This window comes from Pseudomonas sp. NPDC047961 (assembly GCF_050272435.1).
GTDB lineage: Bacteria > Pseudomonadota > Gammaproteobacteria > Pseudomonadales > Pseudomonadaceae > Stutzerimonas.
In genome coordinates this window covers 823,380-843,225 of the sequence record NZ_JBNNMD010000001.1, presented here as the reverse complement: position 1 = coordinate 843,225, position 19,846 = coordinate 823,380, and the positions used below count along the sequence as shown (strand labels likewise).

Here is a 19,846-nt window from a genome sequence, read left to right as displayed (position 1 = left end):
GCGGCGCGAACCTATAACAGGCGTGCCATCACGGCTTACGACAGGAGCCGCTGATCCTGGCGAGGCGCATTCCGTGCCTGAGCGTTCACCGGACAAGGATTTCAATGTCTTCCAGCTGTATCGGTAGTTGCTTCCCCGCGTGGTCTGCCCGAGGCATGCAAGCGTGATGCTCGCCGGCGAGGTGTTTCCGTGGCGCGAAGGTAATCGTTTTCGGTTGCTGCTCGACGGCCCACAATTTTTTCCACAGATATTGCAGCGTATCGATACTGCGCAGCAGCGTGTGGATATCGAGCTTTATCTGGTCGAGGACGGGCTCTGTACGGATCGGCTCGTCGACACGCTGATTGCCGCAGCCGGTCGTGGTGTACGCGTGCGCTGCCTGTTCGATGGCTTCGGTTGCTTGAAACTCGGGCAGAAGACGCGTCAGCGGCTGCTCGACGCAGGGGTCGACCTGCGCCAATACAACCCGCTCAAGCTAACGCTCAAATTCCGCAACCTTCATCGCGATCACCGCAAGCTGATCCTGATTGATGACCTGTGCTGTTTTGTTGGCGGCGCCGGTGCGACAGACGAGTTCTGGAACCCGGCCAAGCCGGACGAGCATTGGCACGAGGCGATGGTGGAAATCAGCGGGTCGGTGATGGAGGACTGGCAGCGCCTGTTCGATGTGCAATGGACCCTGTGCCTCAAACGCCGGATCTGGCAGCTGCCGCTGCCTCGGCAGCTGCCGAAGATACCCGCCGCGCCCGATGCGCTTGATGGAGCAGGGCGAGTGGCCTATTCCGCTGCGCGTCAGCATCGAGACATTCTCCACAGCCTGTTGCGCAATCTGCGAAGGGCTGAGCGGCGTATCTGGCTGGCCACACCGTATTTTCTGCCGACGGGCAAGGTCCGGCGGGAGCTGCTGCGCGCGGCTCGCCGCGGCGTCGAGGTTCGACTGCTGCTGACCAGCCGCAACACCGACCATCCGTCCGTGCGCTATGCCGGGCAGCGTTTCTATCCAAGACTGCTTCGCGCAGGCGTGCGAATTCATGAATATCAGCCACACTTTCTGCACCTGAAACTCGTGTTGGTCGATGACTGGGTGAGTGTCGGCTCGTGCAATTTCGATCATTGGAATCTGCGCTGGAATCTTGAGGCGAACCTGGAAGCGGTCGACTCGCAGCTAAGCGCCGACGTTGCCAGGAGCTTCGAGCACGACTTCAATCAGAGCCTCGAGATCGACCTGCAGCAGTGGCACGCGCGCCCCCTTTACCTGCGGATGTACCAGCGGCTGTGGGGCCTGCTCGATCGGCTCGTGATCAATATCTTCAACCGAAGCGGCTGACGGCACGCGCCGAGCCGTTTATAAAGTGTCCAACTGAAAAGGGAGAGCGTTCTGATGGCTGCGAAGAAAATTCTGATGCTGGTCGGTGACTACGTCGAAGATTACGAAACCATGGTGCCGTTTCAGGCCCTGCAGATGGTCGGTCATACCGTGCATGCGGTCTGTCCGGACAAGAAGGCTGGCGACACCGTGCGCACAGCGATCCACGATTTCGAAGGCGAGCAGACCTATAGCGAAAAGCCCGGCCATAAATTTGCGCTGAACTTCGATTTCGCCGAGGTGCGCGCCGAGGACTATGACGCATTGGTGGTGCCGGGAGGCCGCTCGCCTGAGTACCTGCGGCTCAACGAGCAGGTGATAAAACTGGTGAAGGCATTTGGTGACGCGAAAAAGCCGATTGCCGCGGTGTGCCACGGCGCTCAGTTGCTGGCTGCCGCTGATGTGCTGCGAGGGCGTGCATGTAGCGCTTATCCCGCCTGCGCGCCGGAGGTTCGGCTGGCCGGTGGTGAATTCGTTGATATCGGTGTCGACGAGGCGCATACCGAGGGCAATCTCGTGACCGCTCCGGCGTGGCCGGCGCATCCCGCTTGGCTGGCAGCATTCCTCGAGCTGCTCGGGACCCGCGTCAGCCTGTAATATGCTGCTCCGTTCGAAGGCCCGCTCCGGCGGGCCTTTTTATTCACCCGCAGGTGCTGCCTGCTCAAGCTCCGAGGCCGCAATGTCCCAACCCCAAGACCCGCTCCATGGCGTGACGCTGGAGTCGATACTCGTCGAGCTGCAAGCTCACTATGGCTGGGAAGGGCTGGCGGAGCGGGTCGATATCCGCTGCTTCAAGAGCGACCCCAGTATCAAGTCGAGTTTGACGTTTCTGCGCAAGACGCCATGGGCGCGGGCGAAGGTGGAGGGGTTGTTCGTTCAGCTGCGCCGGAGCCGGCGTGATTAGTTGATGATCTGCGCTGCAACTGGCGTCCTGTAAGCAAAAAGCCCGGCAATGAGCCGGGCTTTTTATTGGCGCTATCGGTTATTGCACCTCTACAGCCAGGTTTTCCGCGATCTTCTTCTGCCAGATCGCCGGCCCGGTGATGTGCACCGATTCGCCGTTGGTGTCGACCGCGACGGTGACCGGCATGTCCTTCACTTCGAACTCGTAGATCGCCTCCATTCCCAGTTCGGCGAACGCCAGCACCTTGGACTTCTTGATCGCCTGGGCGACGAGATAGGCCGCACCGCCGACCGCCATCAAGTACACCGCCTTGTTGTCCTTGATGGCCTCGATGGCGATAGGGCCGCGCTCGGACTTGCCGATCATGCCCAGCAGGCCGGTGCTCTCGAGGATTTGACGGGTGAATTTGTCCATGCGCGTCGCGGTGGTCGGGCCGGCGGGGCCAACCACTTCGTCGCCGACTGGATCGACCGGACCGACGTAGTAAATGAAGCGACCCTTGAGGTCCACCGGCAGCTCTTCGCCCTTGTTCAACATGTCGACCATGCGCTTGTGCGCGGCGTCGCGACCGGTGAGCATCTTGCCGTTGAGCAGAACGGTTTCGCCCGGCTTCCAGCTCTGCACTTCTTCCGGTGTGATGGTGTCGAGGTTGACGCGACGCGCGCTCGGGCCGGCTTCCCAGACGATTTCCGGATAGGCGTCGAGCGGTGGCGGGGTCAGTTCGGCCGGGCCGGAGCCGTCGAGCACGAAGTGGGCGTGGCGTGTGGCAGCGCAGTTGGGGATCATGCACACCGGCAGCGAGGCTGCGTGCGTCGGGTAATCCATGATCTTCACGTCAAGCACGGTAGTCAGGCCGCCGAGGCCCTGCGCACCGATACCCAGTTGGTTGACCTTCTCGAACAGCTCCAGACGCAGCTCTTCGATGCGGTTCTGCGGGCCGCGGGCCTTCAGTTCGTGGATGTCGATGGATTCCATCAGCACTTCTTTGGCCATCACCGCGGCTTTCTCCGCGGTGCCGCCGATGCCAATGCCAAGCATGCCCGGCGGGCACCAGCCGGCACCCATGGTCGGCACGGTCTTCAGCACCCAGTCGACGATCGAGTCGGACGGGTTGAGCATGGCCATCTTCGACTTGTTTTCCGAACCGCCACCCTTGGCCGCTACGTCAACTTCGACCTTGTCGCCGGGAACGATGGAGTAGTGGATGACCGCCGGCGTGTTGTCTTTGGTGTTCTTACGGGAACCTGCGGGGTCGGCGAGGATCGAAGCCCGCAGAACGTTCTCCGGCAGGTTGTAAGCACGGCGGACGCCTTCATTGATCATGTCGTCCAGGCTCATGCTGGCGTCGTCCCAGCGTACGTCCATACCCACGCGCACGAATACGGTAACGATGCCGGTGTCCTGGCAGATCGGGCGGTGTCCGGTGGCGCACATCCGCGAATTGATCAGGATCTGCGCCATGGAGTCACGGGCTGCCGGTGACTCTTCACGCAGGTAGGCCTCGTGCATCGCCTGGATAAAGTCGACGGGGTGGTAGTAGGAGATGAACTGCAAAGCGTCAGCAACGCTTTGTATCAGGTCGTCTTGCTTGATCACGGTCATGCAGCGCGTCCTCTTGGCGGGGCGGAAACAGCGCGTATCGAGACAACGACCGACACGCTCAGGTAAAAATGCGCGGCAGTATAACCTGCCGTAGAGCAGCGAACACAGACGGACCAAAGGTGAAGGGATGCACAGGGAAAACTGGTATGACGCTGCCTGCGACTTGGCGTTGCGCGAAGGGCTGAGGCATCGACGCCCCATTGGCGCGAGCGCAATAAAGACGACCCTGTTTAAGATGATAGTTCGCTTGCCCGACACAACTGCGTATAGGTTTTTTACAAGGGCCGGCGTAAAGTGTGACGAATTGCCACTATGGGAAGGATTCCATGCGCGCTAGTCGTGACGAGAGCGAACAGCAAGCGCTGCAGTTATTGGTGACCAAGCGCTTCGGCATGGCGGCCGCCACCTACGGTCTGGCGTTGCTGCTTACCTGGATCACTGTGGCTGCCGGCTTTTATCAGGCGCCGGTCGAGACAGCAATCGCGGGGTCAGTGATGATTGCGGCCAGCCAGTTGACCTTTTTCTGGGTCTTCTATCGAGGCCATAACCTGCGCTTTCGCGACCCCAGCCTGACCGAGCCACAGGTGCTGGTTGCCCTGGTCTGGCTGACCTTCTTTCTGTTCAATCTCGGCGACAACCGTGGATCGCTGCTGGTGCTGTACGTACTGGTGCTGATGTTCGCGGTGTTTCTGCCACCGAAAAACTTCCTCCGTTACGCCCTGTTGGCACTGTTCAGCTTCGTCGGAATGGTGTTCTTCGACGCGCAAATGGGCTACCTGAACGACCCGCAGACGGCACTGCTGCAAACCGGCGTATTGCTGGTGACTCTGGTCTGGATGTGCTTGTTCGTCGGCTATGTCTACAGGTTGCGTCAACGCATGCGTCAGCGCCGCTTTGCGCTGCAGGCGCATCAAGAAACGCTGCGCGGCATGATGCGACAGCTGGAAGACCTGGCCTCGACCGATGAGCTGACGGGTCTCTACAACCGTAGGCATTTCCTCCGAAAGGCGGAAGCCGAGCTGAGCCGGCTGCGGGCGGGGCATCAGTCAGGCCTGGCCCTGATCGACCTCGACTACTTCAAACGGATCAACGATCTGCACGGGCACGCGGTGGGCGATCGTGTTTTGCAAACCTTTGCATCCGTGGCGCGCTCCTGCCTGCGAGACGACGACATACTCGCCCGCTACGGGGGTGAAGAGTTCGTTCTGTTGTTGCCGAACACCGATGCCGAGCAATTCCGCGCCTGTTGCGAACGCTTGCGCGAGGCCTTCGCCAATGCCCAGCCGCCGGAAGGAAATATGCAGGCCGGTCATTTGAGCCTTTCCGTTGGTTTGACTCTGCTTCATGAAGGCGATGATCTGGACGAATCCCTGCAGCGTGCCGACGACGCGCTTTACCGGGCCAAGGGCAACGGTCGGAATCGGTGCGAGACCAGCTGGGCGACGGTGAATGCCTGAGATCAGCCACGGTGGGCGGACCTGGCGAGTGGCGGAGGGCAGCAACCTGCTCGATGCGCTCAATGATGCCGGCTTGAACGTGCCGTTCAGTTGCCTTGCGGGCAGTTGCCATGCCTGCTTGGTGCGCTGCCTGCAGGGCGAACCGCAGGATGCACGCCCGCAGGCACTCGACTCGGCCCGTCGGCTGGAAGGTTGGAGGCTTGCGTGCCAGTGCAGCGTGACCGGAAATCTCGATGTGGCGACGTTCGATCCTGCGCGCGAGGGGCTTCCGGCACGGGTAGAAGGATTCGACTGGCTAGATGATCGGGTTCTGAGATTGCGCTTGATCCCCGAGCGGCCGCTGCGCTACCACCCAGGCCAGCACGTGCTGTTGTGGAGCAACCATGGAGTCGCCCGGCCCTATTCGCTGGCGAGCGTGCCTTGGGAAGAGCACTGGCTTGAGTTTCACCTCGATTGCCGGCACAGCGGTGCGTTCTGCGACTCAGCTCGCACCCTGACCGTTGGTGACAGTCTGCGCCTGGGCCAACTGCATACGGGCGCGTTGCGTTACGAGCCCGAGTGGCAGATGAGACCTTTATTATTGTTGGCTGCCGGTACGGGAGTTGCCCCGCTTTGGAGCTTGGTGCGCGAAGCACTGCAACACGGGCACCAGGGGCCGATTAGGCTGCTGCATTTCTGCCGGGGCGGGTCCTATCTGCGAGCACCGCTTGAGAATCTTGCGGAGCTAAATGGCAACCTGAGGGTTGAATGCGTCGATTGGGAGCAGGCAGGCAGCCGCCTTCAGTCGCTGCAGGCCACGTCACGCCAGGAGATTGCGCTGATCTGTGGTGGAAAGGCTTTTGTCGAAGACTGCGCCAAGCGCATGTTTCTGGCGGGATTGCCGCGGGGGCAGATACTGAGTGACGCTTTTCTTACGCGTCAGTCCGGAGTTTAAAAGGGTTAGGAGGCATTGACCTCGCTAGGGAAAAGGCGCGCCAGGCGGTACCTGGCGCGCCGCGCCGCGCCGCGCCGATCAGGTCAGGGAATCGCCTACACGCAAGATTTTCATGGTGTTGGTGCCACCCGTTCCGTGATAGGTGTCGCCCTTGGTCAGGATCACCCAGTCGCCAACATTGACGATGTTGCGCTTGAGTAGCTCGTCCACTGCCGACTGGCTGACCTTGTCGGCCGGTAGCGCAGCTGGGTCGAAGGGGATGGTTTGCACGCCGCGGATCATGGCGACTCGGGCCTGGGTTTCGCGATGGGGCGAGAAGGCAAAGATCGGTACCGACGAACGAATCCGCGACATGATCAACGGGGTGTAGCCACTTTCGGTCAGGCTGATGATCGCCTTGACCCCTGGGAAGTGGTTCGCCGTGTACATCGCTGCCAGCGCCGTGCTTTCGTCGCTGCGCTCGAAGCGTTGACCCAGGCGATGGCCGGATTTGGTACTGGTCGGATGTTTCTCGGCACCGACACACACGCGCGCCATGGCCTTGATCGCTTCGACCGGATACTCGCCAGCGGCGCTTTCAGCTGAAAGCATCACCGCGTCGGTGTAGTCGAGCACGGCATTGGCTACATCGGACACTTCGGCGCGGGTCGGCATCGGGTTCTGGATCATCGACTCCATCATCTGGGTCGCGGTGATCACCAGCTTATTGTTGCGGCGCGCGTGCAGAATGATCTTTTTCTGGATGCCCACCAACTCGGCATCTCCAATTTCCACGCCGAGGTCGCCACGCGCGACCATCACGCCGTCACTTGCACGGATCAGACCATCCAACGCTTCGTCATCGGCCACGGCTTCGGCGCGCTCGATCTTGGCGATCAGCCAGGCGCTCGAGCCGGCTTCGTCACGCAACCGCCGAGCCAACTCCATGTCAGCCGCGTCACGCGGGAAAGAGACTGCGAGATAGTCCAAGTTCATGTCGGCGGCCAGCTTGATGTCGGCCTTGTCCTTGGCAGTCAATGCCGGCGCGGTCAGGCCGCCACCGCGACGGTTAATGCCCTTGTTGTCAGACAGCGGCCCGCCGATCAGTACGGTGCAGTGCAGCTCATCGGCTGTGCTGCTGTCCACGCGCATGACCACGCGACCGTCGTCCAGCAGCAGTTCGTCGCCAACACTGCAGTCCTTCACCAGATCCGGATAATCGATGCCGACCACTTCCTGGGTGCCAGCATCGCGGGGGTGGGTGACGGAGAAGCGAAAGCTGTCGCCTTCGGCCAGTTCGATGCGCTTGTTGGCAAACTTGGCGATACGGATCTTCGGTCCTTGCAGGTCACCCAGCAGCGCAACGAAGCGACCATGCTTCGCGGCGATATCCCGTACCAGCTGCGCCCGGGCGCGGTGCTCATCTGGCGTCCCGTGGGAAAAGTTCAGGCGGGCCACATCGAGCCCGGCGACGATCATTTTTTCCAGCACCTCAGGTGAACTGCTGGCTGGACCCAGCGTGGCGACGATTTTGGTACGGCGCGAAGTCATTCAATGCTCCTTTTTCAGAATGGCCGCGAGGCTACTATGCCGGGCGGCTGTAGTCATCGTTGGGCTGCACTACTCTTTCGGCAGAGCATGGAGAGGCGCGCAATGGACATTTAGCTGGACGGATGGACTGCAGTTTTCGCAACGACGGTCGATAATTCGGCATCGGAGGAGTCACCCATGCGCACCCTGTTTATCCTTGTTCTGGCCACCCTCAGCGTAGGCTGCAGCAGCAGAAATGCCCTTGATCGCCATCTCGACGCGGCCTATACGCAATACGAGTTGGGTGATTGCCACAAAGTCATGCTCGAACTCTCCCAGGCCGAGCGGCGCAGTCGACCACGCGATAACCTGCAACCGGAAATATCGCTGCTGCGCGGTCAGTGCTTGGAGCGTCAGGGTCTATTTGTCGATGCGGCACAGACCTATCAGTTCATTCAGTCGCGCTATCCAGCCAGCGAATACGCCTTTCGCAGTCGTGCCAGGCTGGAGACGCTGCGTCAGTTGGGGCACTATCAGCCGGAGGAACGGGTGGTGATCCACGCCATCAAACCCTGACACAAGGCCGGCCAACAGACCGGCAGGGAAGGAACCCATGCGTATCGCAGTACTGATAGTCAGCATTTTGTTGGCCCCGCTGGCGGCCGCCGATATCTACCGCTGGGTTGATTCCGCGGGCAATGTGCATTTCAGCGCGAAGCCGCAGCCAGGTGCGGAGCCGGTCGAGGTTCGGCCGCAGGTGATCGATAGAGACGACGCGACCCGCGAGCGGCAGGCGCGCACGGAGCGCTTCTTCGAGGCTCGTCGCGAAGAGCAGGAGGCGGCCAATGTGGCGGCGAGCGCTAGGCAGGCGCAACGAGAGCGCGAGTGCCAGCAGCTGCAAAACCGTTTGTCACGCCTGTCTCATGGAGGGCGCTATTTCAGTGCCGATGCAAAGGGTGAGCGCGTCTACTACAGTGATGAAGAAATAGGGGCGGCGCGGCGGCAGTTGGCCAGTCGTATCAGTCAGAACTGCAGCTGAGTGGCCGGAGACGGCGGCAGCGATAAAACTTGGCGGCAGGCCCGCAATCGATGGACATGCACAATCAACGCAGTATTCAACGGCATCAATTGCCGTATTACCTCAACGTGTTCAACCATTTCACGGACAAGCCGTTGGGTTTCATTGGCAACCTGTCCGAGTCCGGGCTGATGCTCATCAGCCCCTACCCGATGATGACTGACATACGTTTCGATATGCGTCTGAAAATTCCAGGCCAGCATAGCCAGCTGCGTTACGTCGATTTCAGTGCGATCTGTCGTTGGTCACGCGAAGACGTTACGCCCGGCAGCTTCGATTCAGGTTTCGTATTTGTCTCACCGCCCCGTGAGATTCGCGAAATGATCGATGCGCTGCACCACTACTTCAGCTTTCGTCCCATGCAGCACATTCCACCGGCGCGACTGCCGCGTATCGAGTCAGCCGGTAACAAGGCCGCCGATCAGGATTGCTGCCAAGGTACCTGAACGCCATCTGCGATACGGCCAGCTGTGCGAGGCACAAGCGCTTTCTGCTTGAAAGTGAGCACACATCGGTTACAGCACACCACCTTTCTTCCACGCCAGATAGCGACTGATCAGCTCTGGTCCCAGCTCGTGCGGGCGGGCATCGAGCACTGGCACGCCGTGGGCGAGAAGCTGTTCATGAAGCCGGCCCCGAGCGCTTAGGTAGTCGAGCGTGCCGCAATAATCGAGGGCGTCCTGAAAGCTGCGGACAGGCTGCTGGCGTAGGTTGTCTAGAACCGGCTCGCGCAGGCTCACGACCAGTACACGATGGCGACGGGAAAGCTGCCGGACGGCGCCGAGCAGTGTCTCGTCGTCCTCGTCGCGCAGATTACTCAGGATGATCACCAGTGCGCGGCGTTTCTGCAGCGTCAGCACATCGTTGGCGGCAAACGTGAAATCGGCCGGTCGCTGCGTGTTGGCCAGGTCATAGACGCCATTGAGCAACGCGTTGAGTTGCGTCTGGCCTTTGGCTGGGGCGAAGAAGCGCCGTTGCTCGGTGGCGAAGGTGTAAAGACCCAACGCGTCGCCCTGGCGTAGGGCGACATATCCCAACAGCAGGCTTGCATTGAGCGCATGATCGAAGTGCGTGAGCGGACCGTCCTGGCTACGCATGCGTCTGCCGCAATCGAGCATGAGCAGAATCTGCTGGTCGCGGTCGTCCTGATATTCGCGAACGATGGGTACGCGTTTACGGGCTGTTGCCTTCCAGTCGATCTGGCGCAGGGTGTCGCCTTCCCGAAATTCGCGCAGTTGGTGGAAGTCCATGCCAAGCCCCCGCCTTGGTTGCTGGCGCACACCCAGGCGGCTCAGCCAGCGGTCCACCGCCATCAAGGGCGCACCGTGCAGCTGGGTGAAGTCGGGATATACCTTGGTCTGCGATTGCAGCGGCAGCAAACGGCGTTCTCGCCACAGCCCCAGTGGGCTGAACAAGCGAATCTCGCAGTGCTGGAAATGGAAGTGGCCGCGCCGCATCGGTTGCAGGCGGTAATTGAGCTGGCAGTGCTGCCCCGCTGGTAGCTGCACCTGCTGTGGCAACTCCTGCACGTCGAGCCCGGCCGGCGCATGGTCGAAAATCTCGGCATGCATGGCTTGCGCCTGCGGATGTCGAATCTTGAGCTGAACGTCATGCCAACGGCCCAGGGCGAGATTGCCAGCCAGCACGCGTTGCAGCTCAGGCGAGGGCAGGCGGCGCAGGCGCAAGGCGTCGACAGTGGCCACCAATCCCAGGCATAGCAACAACCCCCACCAAGCCGTATGAGCACCCGTGAACAGGGGGCTGCCGAGCGCCGCTGCGATACCTAGCAACAGTCCTAGGCAGAGCAGGGCGGCGAAGGCGTAGAGCAATCGACGTGACGGATTCATTGAAGGGCTCGCAGGCCGGTTGGCGTCACAGGCGCGGGGCCGCGATCTGCTCAAGCAGCTGCTGGAGCAGTTGGTCCACCGAAGTGCCTTCGATGTCGAGTTCAGGTGAAAGCCTGACGCGATGCCGCAAAACCGCCAGGGCGCAGCCTTTTACATCGTCCGGGACGACGAAATCGCCGCCGCGCAACAAGGCGCGTGCTCGGGCGCAGCGCACCAGCGCGATCGATGCCCGTGGTCCGGCCCCTAGCGCCAATCCAGGCCAGTTGCGGGTGGCTCGGGCCAGCCGGACGGCATAGTCGAGCACCTGATCGTCCAACGGCAGGTCACTGGCAATTTTCTGTAGCGCCTGGACATCCTTTGCCTGCAGCAGAACCCGCAACCCACTGACATCGAGAATATCGGTGCGAACCGATCGAGTGACCTGACGAACCAGGGCCAACTCTTCGTCCGCCTGGGGATAGTCCATGCGCAGCATCAACATGAAGCGGTCAAGCTCGGCCTCCGGCAACGGATAGGTGCCTTCCTGCTCGATGGGGTTCTGCGTGGCCATCACCAGGAACGGCTGCGGCGCGGCGAGCGCGCGGCCTTCGAGGGTGACCTGACGCTCCTGCATGACTTCCAGCAGCGCCGCCTGGGTCTTGGCAGGCGCACGATTGATCTCGTCAGCCAACAATAGGTTGGTGAACACCGGGCCCTTGCGCAACTTGAACTGTTCGCTGGCCAGGTCGTAGACCGCATGGCCGGTGATGTCGCTGGGCATCAGGTCCGGCGTGAACTGGATACGCGCGAAGTCGCCACCAAAGCACCGTGCCAGTGCCCGCACCAGTAGCGTTTTGCCAAGCCCCGGTACGCCTTCAACCAGCACGTGACCGCCCGCAATCAGCGCTGTGAGCACGCCGTCCACCACGTCCTGTTGACCAATGACGGCTTTATGCAGCTCTTGGCGTAGCGCCTGTGCAAGTTGGCTGGCGCGCTGGCGCTGCGTGTTCGGGCTCGTATTCGGAGCCACGTCGTTCGGTTCCGGTGTTGTATCGCTCATAACGCATTCCTGATGCTTTGCAGGCGGGCAACCTGACGGGTGAAATCGGCATTACCCATCTTTTTATCCAGCGACGACCGCATGGCATGGGTAACGGCTTCAATGGGAGTTCGGCTTAGCTGCGCGAGGACCTTGCACAGGTCCGCATGGTCGAGCGCCACCAGATTGGGATGACGGTGCTGAGCTTGACGGAGAATGTCGTTCTGCAGGGTGGCGATCAGGTGCCGCTGTCCGGCGCGCCGGTAGAGAAAATCTGCACTGCCTCGCAAATGCTCTCGAAGCTGTCGGCGACCTCGGTCGGCGGGTTCCAATAGCGGGCCTTGGCGCTGCGCTGCGTGCCAGCAGCCCAGCAGCAGTAACAAAAGTGCGGCGGACAAGGCTTCGGGAAAATAACGCAGCAACCGTTGCAGCAGACCGTCATGGTCGGTGCGATAGATCAGCGTCACGTCGCGGTCCTGGGTGAGATACCACAGCAGCCAGGCATGGTCGTACTGGGCAATCGCATCGTTCTGCCAGATCCAGCTGTCGGTGAGTGCGGTGATCAGGCCGCTCCCGTGCCGCAGTTGCAGCATGTGCGTCGCGCTGGCGCTGTTGGCCCATGCATGCGCACTGCCACCGGCGTCGTAAAGGTGATAGTTGGTGTCGAAAGCGAGATAGGCGGGGGCGTTCTCGTTCTCCAGATAGAGGCGGGTCAGCACGGGGCGCTTCTCTGCGTTGGCAGCAGCATCGGCGACGTGGCTGTCGTCGGGCTTCTCGCTGACTTCGTGCTGCTGCAGGTTCAGCGCATCGAGTAGCAAGTCGCCGCTGCTGCCGGCGTTTTCGTCCCAGATCCGCTCTGCGACAAACACCAGGTGGCCACCCTTATCAACCCAGTGCAACAGGCGTTCGGCCTGGGCGGGCGTCATGGTGCTGCGCTCTCCGAGCAATAAAAGCACCTGCCGACTGTCCTTGGTTTCGGTAAGCCCGCCGAGGCCTTGCGCATGATCGACCGCACGCCCCTGGTCGGCCAGGAAGCGCTCTGCAGCGAGATACGGATTGCCGCGCACTTCCGGTGCCGGTCCATGCTCGATCGTTTCTTCGTAGGGGGTCGCCCTGCTGATTGCAAAAAACAGCATCAGGCCAAGCAGCAGCGCGCCCGCTATTAGCAGCAAAAGACGACGCGGCCTAGTCATGCGAGGCCTCACTGCCAAACACAGTGCGCCAGCGCTGGCAAAGCTCGTCTCGAGTCGCATCGGGAGGCAGCTGGTTCCCATAGGCCAGGCCAAGCCAGTGGCGGGTCAAGGCCTCGGCGTAGTCGAGCAGCTGTGGCTGAGCCTCGTGTCGCAGCAGTTCGAGTATTTCACCCTCGGTATGCGAGCTTTTCAATGGCAGTTGCCGCTCGTGCAATAGGCGGCTGAGAAAAGCCCGGTAGAGCAGCCCGAGCGCTTCACGTGGATGATCGTGCCAAAGCCGCTGCACCTCGGCGATTACGTCGGGCGGAAGGCTTTCGGGTTGCACGTCCAGTCCGAACAGTGCGGAGGGCGCAGGTTGCCGTTGCCTGAATCGCAACGTCTGACGTGGGTTCACGTACAGCTTGATCCAGTCCCGATAGCGCCATAGCAGCCATCCGGTCAGGCCGAACAATGCGGCCCAGAGGAATACTTCGATCACGCTTGCCAGACGGTCGGGGCGCTGTGCCACCAAATCGCTACGTAGCAGCCGTTCAAGCAGGCGCGCGAACCAGCCCGGCTCGCCATCCGCCTGTTCAGTGAAGCGCCAGCGGGTAACGGTCTCGCGGTTTCGGAAAGGTGGCTGGTCGAGTAACTCTCTGATCCGCTCACTGGCTTCCCTGCTGGTCAAGGGCTGCTTGAGCAGGCGATCACTTTGTGGGCCGGAGGCCTCTTTCGTCTGAACTGTTTCGTCTGCATCAGGCGCAGCCAGTGCGGCGTTGGGCACCGGCAGCAACCACAGCCCCATCCCTACTAGCAGTACCGGGAGTAAGGTCTTCACGCGCGCCTGCAGACGACGAAACGTCAGTTCGACATCCCAGGCCTCAAGCGTGGTTCGGCGGTTCAGATACAGGCTGAAACCGCTGGCGACATAGATCGGCTCCCAGATCACCAGCACAAGCGCATACATCAAGTTGGACAAGTGTTCGAGCCATAGCCAGTCGCCGCTCATGCCGAGCAGGTCCTGCCAGTTCCAGTCGGCCAGCATTTGCTGTGGGATGAGCATGTACATCAGCGCGAGGGCACCTAGCCACAACCCCATCTCCAGGTGCATGCCGACCAGAGTCAACCAGGATGCGGCCCGGCTGTCTCGTTGCCCCAGCACAGCGAGGCGCTGCTGGCGGGCCGAGCCACTCAGTTGCTCGAGCTGGAGCACTGGAAGGTCGAAACTTCGAGTCACGCTGAAACGGCGCCAGGTCACGCTGGCAAGCCACTGGGAGCGCAGCAGTTGCGGCAGCGCCCTGAGGCTTTGGCGCAGGGTCGGTGTGTCGCCGAACAGCGCCCTCGACAGGATGAACAGTGGTAGTCGTTCATAGAGCGGCTTGAGCCACCAGAACAGCAACAAAGCAAGCGTCGGGTATTGCCAGAACAACAGGCTGAACAGGGCGAATATCGGCAGCGTCACCAGCGCCCAGCTGAGCATCAGTAGTGCGGCATGACGGCGTGCCAGGAGAACGCCGAGATCCAGCGCCTCCCAGGCGGTGCGAGGACGAATTGCCATGCTGGCATCATTCAGCTGCATGGAGTCGCCGTCCGCTTTGTGACAGATAGGCGCCGACCAGCAGCCACAATAGCGCGCCCACGGCGTATTTGACCGGGGCTGAGGGATAAGTCATCGAAGACCAGTACGCCTCGATAAAGGCAGCAATCAACAGGAACAATATGGCTCCCGCGATCAGTTGCACTGCCGTAGCGGCCGCCAGGCGCAGTGCCTCGCTGCGTGTGTGGCGGCCAGGCGCGACAAGGGCAGCGCCCAGCTTCAACCCGGCCGCACCCGCCAGGGTGATCGCCGTCAGTTCGAAAGCCCCATGGCCGATGACAAATGACCAGAACGGCTGGTCGTAGCCGATTTCGGTCAAATGGCCGGCAATCGCGCCGATGATCAAGCCGTTGAATAGTAGATAGAACAGGCTGCCCAGGCCGAACAGCAGGCCACCGGCAAAGGTCTGGAACGCGATGCCAATGTTGTGCATCACGTAATAGCCGAACATCACCCAGTCGTCAGCTGACCCACGCTCGCCGAAGCGACCGAGACGGCTGGCGTCGGGGTCGTACATGACTTCCATTTCAGCGACCTGCTCGGGGCTGATCAGGCTATAGACCAGTTCCGGAAATGCCAGCACCAACCCGGCCATGCCCAGCAGACTGCCGTAGAAAATCAGACTCGCGGCTGCCAGGTAGCGCCACTCTGCGCGAACCAGCCTGCCAAAACCGCCCAGAAAGAAGCCGAGCAGGCGACCACCTAGCGGGCTACGGTGGCGATACAGTTGATGGTGTCCGCGTTGAACCAGCAGCTGCAGGCGCTCGACAAAGCGCATGCTGTAGCCGCGCGACTGCGCCAATGCCAGCTGCTGGCAGAGCCTTCGATAGGCCGCTGGAAAGTCAGCGATCAATATGGGTTGGTTGCCTTTGCCTCGCTCCAATGCTGCGAGGGTTTCATCGAACGTCTGCCATTCGGCCTGGTGCCGGGTTTCGAACTGGCTCTGCTTCATGCCGGCCCCACCAGACTGCGAGCAATGCCGTGAATTCGAGTCTCTGCCTGCGCTGGCGCAACCTGCAGCGCTTCGGCCAGGATGGAGGCCAGTTCCAGGCGCCTTTCCGCAGACAGCGTCGAATGGCGCTCGGCAAAGGCGATCAGGGCGTGCTGCTCAGCCAGCGTAAGGGGCAGCGGCGCCGCAACTGGTTCAGCCTCCGGTAGTGCGGGCGCGCTGATGTTGCGCTCGCGGTACACGACCACCGTTCCTGCGGCGAGGTCGCCCAATCGTTTGAATGATGGATGCCAGAGGCAGCAGAGCGACCCGAGAAAGTAGCCGAAAGGCAGCATGTCGACGAAACGCAATAGATTGCGGGTCAGGGAAGAGGCCCAGCCGACCGGCGTGCCGTCGTCATGAATGACGCGCAGCCCTAGCCATTGCTTGCCCGGTGTGCGCCCCTGATTCAACACTTCGAAGAGCACCATGTACCACCATTGCACCAGAAACAGCAGCAGCGCACCGACACCCATGCCAAATTTGCCCAACGAAGCGAATGCAAAGCCCAGAATCGCGAGTATCGCGCCTCTTATCAGCAGGTCCACTGCAAACGCCAGCGCGCGCGGTACCAGGCCGGCTGGATGGAGCAGCAAATCTATACCTTCCGGCGTTTCGACGCGGAGCGTGTTATCCAGCAATGCAGTAGTGGCTGAAAGGGCGGATGTCACGGCGTAGGCTCGCTAGTGGGGGACTGGATGCTATGCGCACATCGCGCATCGAGCAACGGCCCGCGATGCCGCGCCCGGCGAATGAAACCATCGAATAGCATCTTCGGCCATAACCGGTTTGGCAGTTCCGATTGATATGCGGGCAGATTGCTCAGGTCTGTGTCGAAACTCCACTCGAACCAAGTGCTCGACCATTCGTTGAGGGCGGTCTGGCGCGCTAGACTGGGGACGACAATCGAGAAGGAAGCTCCCTTGACCTCCAGCATCTTCTGGTACGACTTCGAAACAACCGGCATATCCCCTCGCTGCGATCGGCCTGTGCAAGTGGCCGGTATCCGCACCAACGAGGCGTTGGAAGAAATTGGCGAGCCGCTGAACATCTACTGTCGTTTGAGTGACGACATTCTCCCGCATCCCGCTGCATGCTTGGTCACGGGCATTACGCCCGCCACGCTAGCGGAAAAAGGCCTGTGCGAGGCGGAGTTCGTGGCCCGGCTGCACCATGAACTGGCTGTGCCGGGTACCTGTGGTGCGGGGTACAACAGCCTTCGTTTCGATGATGAAGTGCTGCGCTACAGCCTATATCGCAACTTTTTTGACCCCTATGCCCGCGAATGGCAGGGCGGTAATAGCCGCTGGGACATCATTGACCTAGTGCGCACCGCCTACGCGTTGCGGCCGGAAGGGATTGTTTGGCCTGAAGAGGAGGGAAGGGTCACGTTAAAATTGGAGCGGCTCAGTGCAGCCAACGGTCTTGAACATTTGAATGCACACGATGCATTGTCCGATGTGCGGGCGACGATTGCCTTGGCTCGGTTGCTTCGTGAGCGTCAACCGCGGCTTTACGACTATCTCTACAAGCTACGTCGTAAACATGCAGTGATCGAGCAAGTCCAGCTGCTCAAACCAATGGTGCACATATCGGGTCGTTTTTCCGCGGCGCGTCATTTTCTATCGGTGGTACTACCGCTGGCCTGGCATCCTCGCAACCGTAACGCGTTGATTGTCTGCGACCTGAACGCCGAATGTGCGCCCCTTTGGGAGGAGCAGGCCGAGGCTATTCGCGAGCGGCTTTATACTCGTCGGGAGGACTTGGGCGAGAAACTTCCGATCCCCTTGAAACTCGTTCACATGAACCGTTGCCCAGTGCTGGCGCCAATGAGCGTGCTGCGCCACTCAGATATCGAGCGGCTAGGGCTGGATATCCAATGTTATGAGGCGAGAGCGGCCGAATTACGCGGGCGGGAACCCGAATGGCGCTGGAAGCTTGCCGACATCTATCAGGAGGATGCGTTTGTGGCGTCGTCGGATCCGGAGCAGCAGTTATATGACGGATTCTTCAGTGAGCGTGACCGGCGTTTGTGCGAGCAAGTACGAAACGCTCCGCCGATTGCGAGTGACGCCGCGCCGCCGTTTGATGATCCGCGCTTGCCAGAGCTGCATTTTCGCTACCGCGCACGTAACTTTCCCGAGTGTTTATCGCCGGCCGAAGCCCAGCAATGGCAAGCCTTTTGTAGGCAGCGCCTGATGGTGCCCGAATTTGGCGCACCGAATACCTTGGAACAGTTTGAGCAAGCGTTCCTGGCTTTATTGCCATCGGCAACAGCCGAACAAGCACGTCTGCTGCAACAATGGTCGCTCCATGCTCGCAGCTTGCGTGAACGTTACATGCTCTGAAGATGCTTGGTCAGGGAACAAAAAAGCCATCTGAGCAAGGCTGCGTCAGATGGCTTTTAGGGGTGTGGCGTAAAACTTAGCCCAACAGAGTGGCCCAGCTTTCAACCTCGTCGGAGCCCCATTGTGCTTTCCACTCTTTCAACGTTTTGTGATTGCCACCTTTGGTTTCAATCACTTCACCGTTGTGCGGATTCTTGTACTGCTTGACGCGGCGGGCGCGCTTGGTCGTGGCAGGCGCCTTGGATGCGCGCTGCGGCTTGTTGCTGCGGGCATCCGGATCGAGTAGAGCGATAATGTCGCGAAGCGACTTTTGATATTCGCCCATCAGCTCGCGCAGTTTGCCTTCAAACTCAAGTTCCTTTTTCAGCTTGTCATCTTCTGACAGGGACTTCAGGCGTTCCTGTAGTTCCTTGATAGCTTCTTCAGTAGCGCGGTATTCATTGATCAGCGACATGTCACTTCCTTGGTATAGGTTTGAACGCAAGTGACGGCAATCATAGACAGCTGCCGCGGACAAGTAAATGTTGGCCTGGGTAAAGTTTTGCTTACTTTGTTTCATCGCGGTGCAGGGCGATTCGAAGTGCCTAGTTAAACCTGGCATCGGTGAAGTACTGCACATAATCGAAGGTCGCGACGGATCCCGTCACGCTTAATATGCCGTCTCGATATTTGATAAAAATCGGCTCCCTATCTTTTGGCGGTGTTGTGTTCCCTTGCCCACTGGGGGCCAACGGCAACTTGGCCCTCCGATTATTACGGTTTTAATCGCAGTGTTTCTTTCGCTCTACAGGGTCGACTCGATCCGCGTGCGGGCGGCAGTCCGTGCCATGCTTTGGTCCGGCTGAATAATATGGTGGTGGTTTTCTTCGCTGCGCTAGAATGCCCGGTCTTTATGGGTAAGCCGGAGTTAACTTAAAAATGCGCACATTCAGGCTGGTTATCGCCTGTCCCGACGGCGTCGGCATTGTGGCCAAGGTCGGTAATTTCCTGGCGACCTACAATGGCTGGATCACCGAAGCCAATCACCATTCCGATCATCAGAGTGGTTGGTTCTTCATGCGGCACGAGATTCGGGCCGACTCGCTGCCGTTCGATCTTGATGGGTTTCGCCAAGCCTTTGCACCAATCGCGCGCGAGTTTTCCATGGAATGGCGCATTACCGACTCAGCTCAGCGCAAGCGGGTAGTGCTGATGGCCAGCCGCGAGTCGCACTGCCTCGCTGATTTGCTGCATCGTTGGCACAGTGGGGAACTGGATTGCGACATTCCTTGTGTGATCTCCAATCATGACGACCTGCGCAGCATGGTCGAGTGGCATGGCATTCCGTATTTCCATGTGCCTGTCCAGCCGGGGCGCAAGGACGAGGCTTTTGCCGAGGTGTCGCGCCTGGTTCGCGAGCAACGCGCCGACGCCATTGTACTGGCGCGCTACATGCAGATTCTGCCGGCCGAGCTCTGCGAGGAATATGGGCAGCGGGTGATCAATATCCATCACAGCTTTCTGCCATCGTTCGTCGGGGCAAAGCCTTACCACCAGGCCTCGTTGCGGGGTGTCAAGCTTATCGGTGCGACTTGCCATTACGTGACCGAAGAGCTCGATGCCGGACCGATCATCGAGCAGGACGTGGTGCGCGTCAGCCATCGTGACAGCATCGAGGACATGGTTCGGCTGGGTAAGGACGTGGAAAAGATGGTGCTGTCGCGTGGTTTGCGCTATCACCTGGAAGACCGAGTACTGGTGCATAGCAACAAGACGCTGGTATTCAACTGATCCATCACGACTGGCGCCGGAGGCGAGATGAGCAACCCACTGGACAAGGCTGGCGCGAAGGCACCACCGATTATCGGTAGTGGTTGTACCCAGCGCTACGACCCTGACCAGATGGGCCCTGAGCTGGGGACTGACTTTCCAGATGCCGAAGCACTCTGGAAGCGTCATCTGAATGCGCTCGATGGTGCAGCCGGTGACACTCCGATTGACGATGCTGAACCCAGCAGCTCGATGCCGGCGGGCTAGCGAGGGCTGC

The 19,846-nt window shown here is 60.4% G+C and carries 20 protein-coding genes; 11 read left to right on the top strand and 9 right to left on the bottom strand.

The window, feature by feature from the left end; genetic code table 11:
• Window positions 1–166 precede the first annotated feature (166 nt).
• From ACQKIK_RS03980 to ACQKIK_RS03970, 3 genes are all read left to right on the top strand, one after another.
• Complete coding sequence (locus tag ACQKIK_RS03980; RefSeq protein WP_499135192.1) at window positions 167–1,327, top strand: phospholipase D-like domain-containing protein; 1,161 nt, start codon at window positions 167–169, stop codon at window positions 1,325–1,327.
• Between the two features lie 51 nt (window positions 1,328–1,378).
• The gene (locus ACQKIK_RS03975; protein ID WP_499135189.1) at window positions 1,379–1,963 is read left to right on the top strand and encodes a DJ-1/PfpI family protein; all 585 of its coding nucleotides are present in this window, start codon (window positions 1,379–1,381) and stop codon (window positions 1,961–1,963) included.
• Between the two features lie 82 nt (window positions 1,964–2,045).
• Window positions 2,046–2,270: a VF530 family protein gene (locus tag ACQKIK_RS03970; protein WP_045429526.1), complete on the top strand. Its 225-nt coding sequence runs from the start codon at window positions 2,046–2,048 to the stop codon at window positions 2,268–2,270.
• Window positions 2,271–2,348: 78 nt separating this feature from the next.
• Here the strand turns inward: ACQKIK_RS03970 and ACQKIK_RS03965 are convergent, their stop codons facing one another.
• Window positions 2,349–3,872: a fumarate hydratase gene (locus ACQKIK_RS03965; protein ID WP_045429523.1), complete on the bottom strand. Its 1,524-nt coding sequence runs from the start codon at window positions 3,870–3,872 to the stop codon at window positions 2,349–2,351.
• A gap of 326 nt (window positions 3,873–4,198) precedes the next feature.
• On the opposite strand from ACQKIK_RS03965, the gene ACQKIK_RS03960 reads away from it, so the two are divergent.
• Together ACQKIK_RS03960 and ACQKIK_RS03955 are read left to right on the top strand one after the other, a co-directional pair.
• The gene (locus ACQKIK_RS03960; protein ID WP_045429517.1) at window positions 4,199–5,329 is read left to right on the top strand and encodes a GGDEF domain-containing protein; all 1,131 of its coding nucleotides are present in this window, start codon (window positions 4,199–4,201) and stop codon (window positions 5,327–5,329) included.
• Window positions 5,322–6,263, top strand: coding sequence for an iron-sulfur-binding ferredoxin reductase (locus ACQKIK_RS03955; RefSeq protein WP_499134834.1), 942 nt, complete (start codon window positions 5,322–5,324; stop codon window positions 6,261–6,263). The genes ACQKIK_RS03960 and ACQKIK_RS03955 overlap by 8 nt, the downstream gene beginning before the upstream one ends.
• A 78-nt stretch (window positions 6,264–6,341) precedes the next feature.
• Here ACQKIK_RS03955 and pyk read toward each other — a convergent pair whose 3' ends face one another.
• Window positions 6,342–7,793: a pyruvate kinase gene (gene pyk, locus ACQKIK_RS03950; protein WP_045429512.1), complete on the bottom strand. Its 1,452-nt coding sequence runs from the start codon at window positions 7,791–7,793 to the stop codon at window positions 6,342–6,344.
• A gap of 177 nt (window positions 7,794–7,970) precedes the next feature.
• Here pyk and ACQKIK_RS03945 point away from each other — a divergent pair, with 177 nt between their 5' ends.
• Genes ACQKIK_RS03945 through ACQKIK_RS03935 form a run of 3 tightly spaced genes read left to right on the top strand, consistent with a single transcriptional unit; the run spans window position 7,971 to window position 9,296 of the window.
• Complete coding sequence (locus ACQKIK_RS03945) at window positions 7,971–8,348, top strand: tetratricopeptide repeat protein (RefSeq protein WP_499134833.1); 378 nt, start codon at window positions 7,971–7,973, stop codon at window positions 8,346–8,348.
• A 37-nt stretch (window positions 8,349–8,385) separates the two neighbouring features.
• On the top strand, window positions 8,386–8,811 hold the full coding sequence (locus ACQKIK_RS03940; RefSeq protein WP_241530388.1) for a DUF4124 domain-containing protein: 426 nt from the start codon (window positions 8,386–8,388) through the stop codon (window positions 8,809–8,811).
• Window positions 8,812–8,861: 50 nt separating this feature from the next.
• Complete coding sequence (locus ACQKIK_RS03935; RefSeq protein ID WP_045429504.1) at window positions 8,862–9,296, top strand: PilZ domain-containing protein; 435 nt, start codon at window positions 8,862–8,864, stop codon at window positions 9,294–9,296.
• Between the two features lie 69 nt (window positions 9,297–9,365).
• On the opposite strand, the gene ACQKIK_RS03930 is transcribed toward ACQKIK_RS03935, so the two are convergent.
• The 6 genes from ACQKIK_RS03930 to ACQKIK_RS03905 are packed head-to-tail and all read right to left on the bottom strand — an operon-like array spanning window position 9,366 to window position 16,143.
• Window positions 9,366–10,697, bottom strand: coding sequence for a DUF58 domain-containing protein (locus tag ACQKIK_RS03930; protein WP_045429502.1), 1,332 nt, complete (start codon window positions 10,695–10,697; stop codon window positions 9,366–9,368).
• A gap of 25 nt (window positions 10,698–10,722) precedes the next feature.
• A complete protein-coding gene (locus ACQKIK_RS03925) occupies window positions 10,723–11,736 on the bottom strand; it encodes an AAA family ATPase (protein ID WP_045429500.1) in 1,014 nt (337 codons plus the stop codon).
• The gene (locus ACQKIK_RS03920; protein WP_256044682.1) at window positions 11,733–12,908 is read right to left on the bottom strand and encodes a DUF4350 domain-containing protein; all 1,176 of its coding nucleotides are present in this window, start codon (window positions 12,906–12,908) and stop codon (window positions 11,733–11,735) included. The genes ACQKIK_RS03925 and ACQKIK_RS03920 overlap by 4 nt, the downstream gene beginning before the upstream one ends.
• Window positions 12,901–14,466 carry a DUF4129 domain-containing protein gene (locus ACQKIK_RS03915; RefSeq protein ID WP_045429497.1) on the bottom strand — a complete coding sequence of 522 codons (1,566 nt, stop codon included), beginning with the start codon at window positions 14,464–14,466 and terminating at the stop codon, window positions 12,901–12,903. Before ACQKIK_RS03915 ends, ACQKIK_RS03920 begins: the two co-directional genes overlap by 8 nt.
• Window positions 14,453–15,436 carry a stage II sporulation protein M gene (locus ACQKIK_RS03910; protein ID WP_499134830.1) on the bottom strand — a complete coding sequence of 328 codons (984 nt, stop codon included), beginning with the start codon at window positions 15,434–15,436 and terminating at the stop codon, window positions 14,453–14,455. The genes ACQKIK_RS03915 and ACQKIK_RS03910 overlap by 14 nt, the downstream gene beginning before the upstream one ends.
• Window positions 15,433–16,143 carry an RDD family protein gene (locus ACQKIK_RS03905; protein ID WP_499134828.1) on the bottom strand — a complete coding sequence of 237 codons (711 nt, stop codon included), beginning with the start codon at window positions 16,141–16,143 and terminating at the stop codon, window positions 15,433–15,435. The genes ACQKIK_RS03910 and ACQKIK_RS03905 overlap by 4 nt, the downstream gene beginning before the upstream one ends.
• 252 nt (window positions 16,144–16,395) lie before the next feature.
• On the opposite strand from ACQKIK_RS03905, the gene sbcB reads away from it, so the two are divergent.
• The gene (gene sbcB / locus ACQKIK_RS03900; protein WP_499134827.1) at window positions 16,396–17,820 is read left to right on the top strand and encodes an exodeoxyribonuclease I; all 1,425 of its coding nucleotides are present in this window, start codon (window positions 16,396–16,398) and stop codon (window positions 17,818–17,820) included.
• 76 nt (window positions 17,821–17,896) lie between these two features.
• On the opposite strand, the gene mvaT is transcribed toward sbcB, so the two are convergent.
• The gene (gene mvaT, locus ACQKIK_RS03895; protein WP_045429487.1) at window positions 17,897–18,274 is read right to left on the bottom strand and encodes a histone-like nucleoid-structuring protein MvaT; all 378 of its coding nucleotides are present in this window, start codon (window positions 18,272–18,274) and stop codon (window positions 17,897–17,899) included.
• A gap of 464 nt (window positions 18,275–18,738) precedes the next feature.
• On the opposite strand from mvaT, the gene purU reads away from it, so the two are divergent.
• Both purU and ACQKIK_RS03885 read left to right on the top strand, forming a co-directional pair.
• The gene (gene purU / locus ACQKIK_RS03890; RefSeq protein WP_045429484.1) at window positions 18,739–19,590 is read left to right on the top strand and encodes a formyltetrahydrofolate deformylase; all 852 of its coding nucleotides are present in this window, start codon (window positions 18,739–18,741) and stop codon (window positions 19,588–19,590) included.
• A gap of 27 nt (window positions 19,591–19,617) precedes the next feature.
• Complete coding sequence (locus ACQKIK_RS03885; RefSeq protein ID WP_499134825.1) at window positions 19,618–19,836, top strand: hypothetical protein; 219 nt, start codon at window positions 19,618–19,620, stop codon at window positions 19,834–19,836.
• Window positions 19,837–19,846 lie beyond the last annotated feature (10 nt).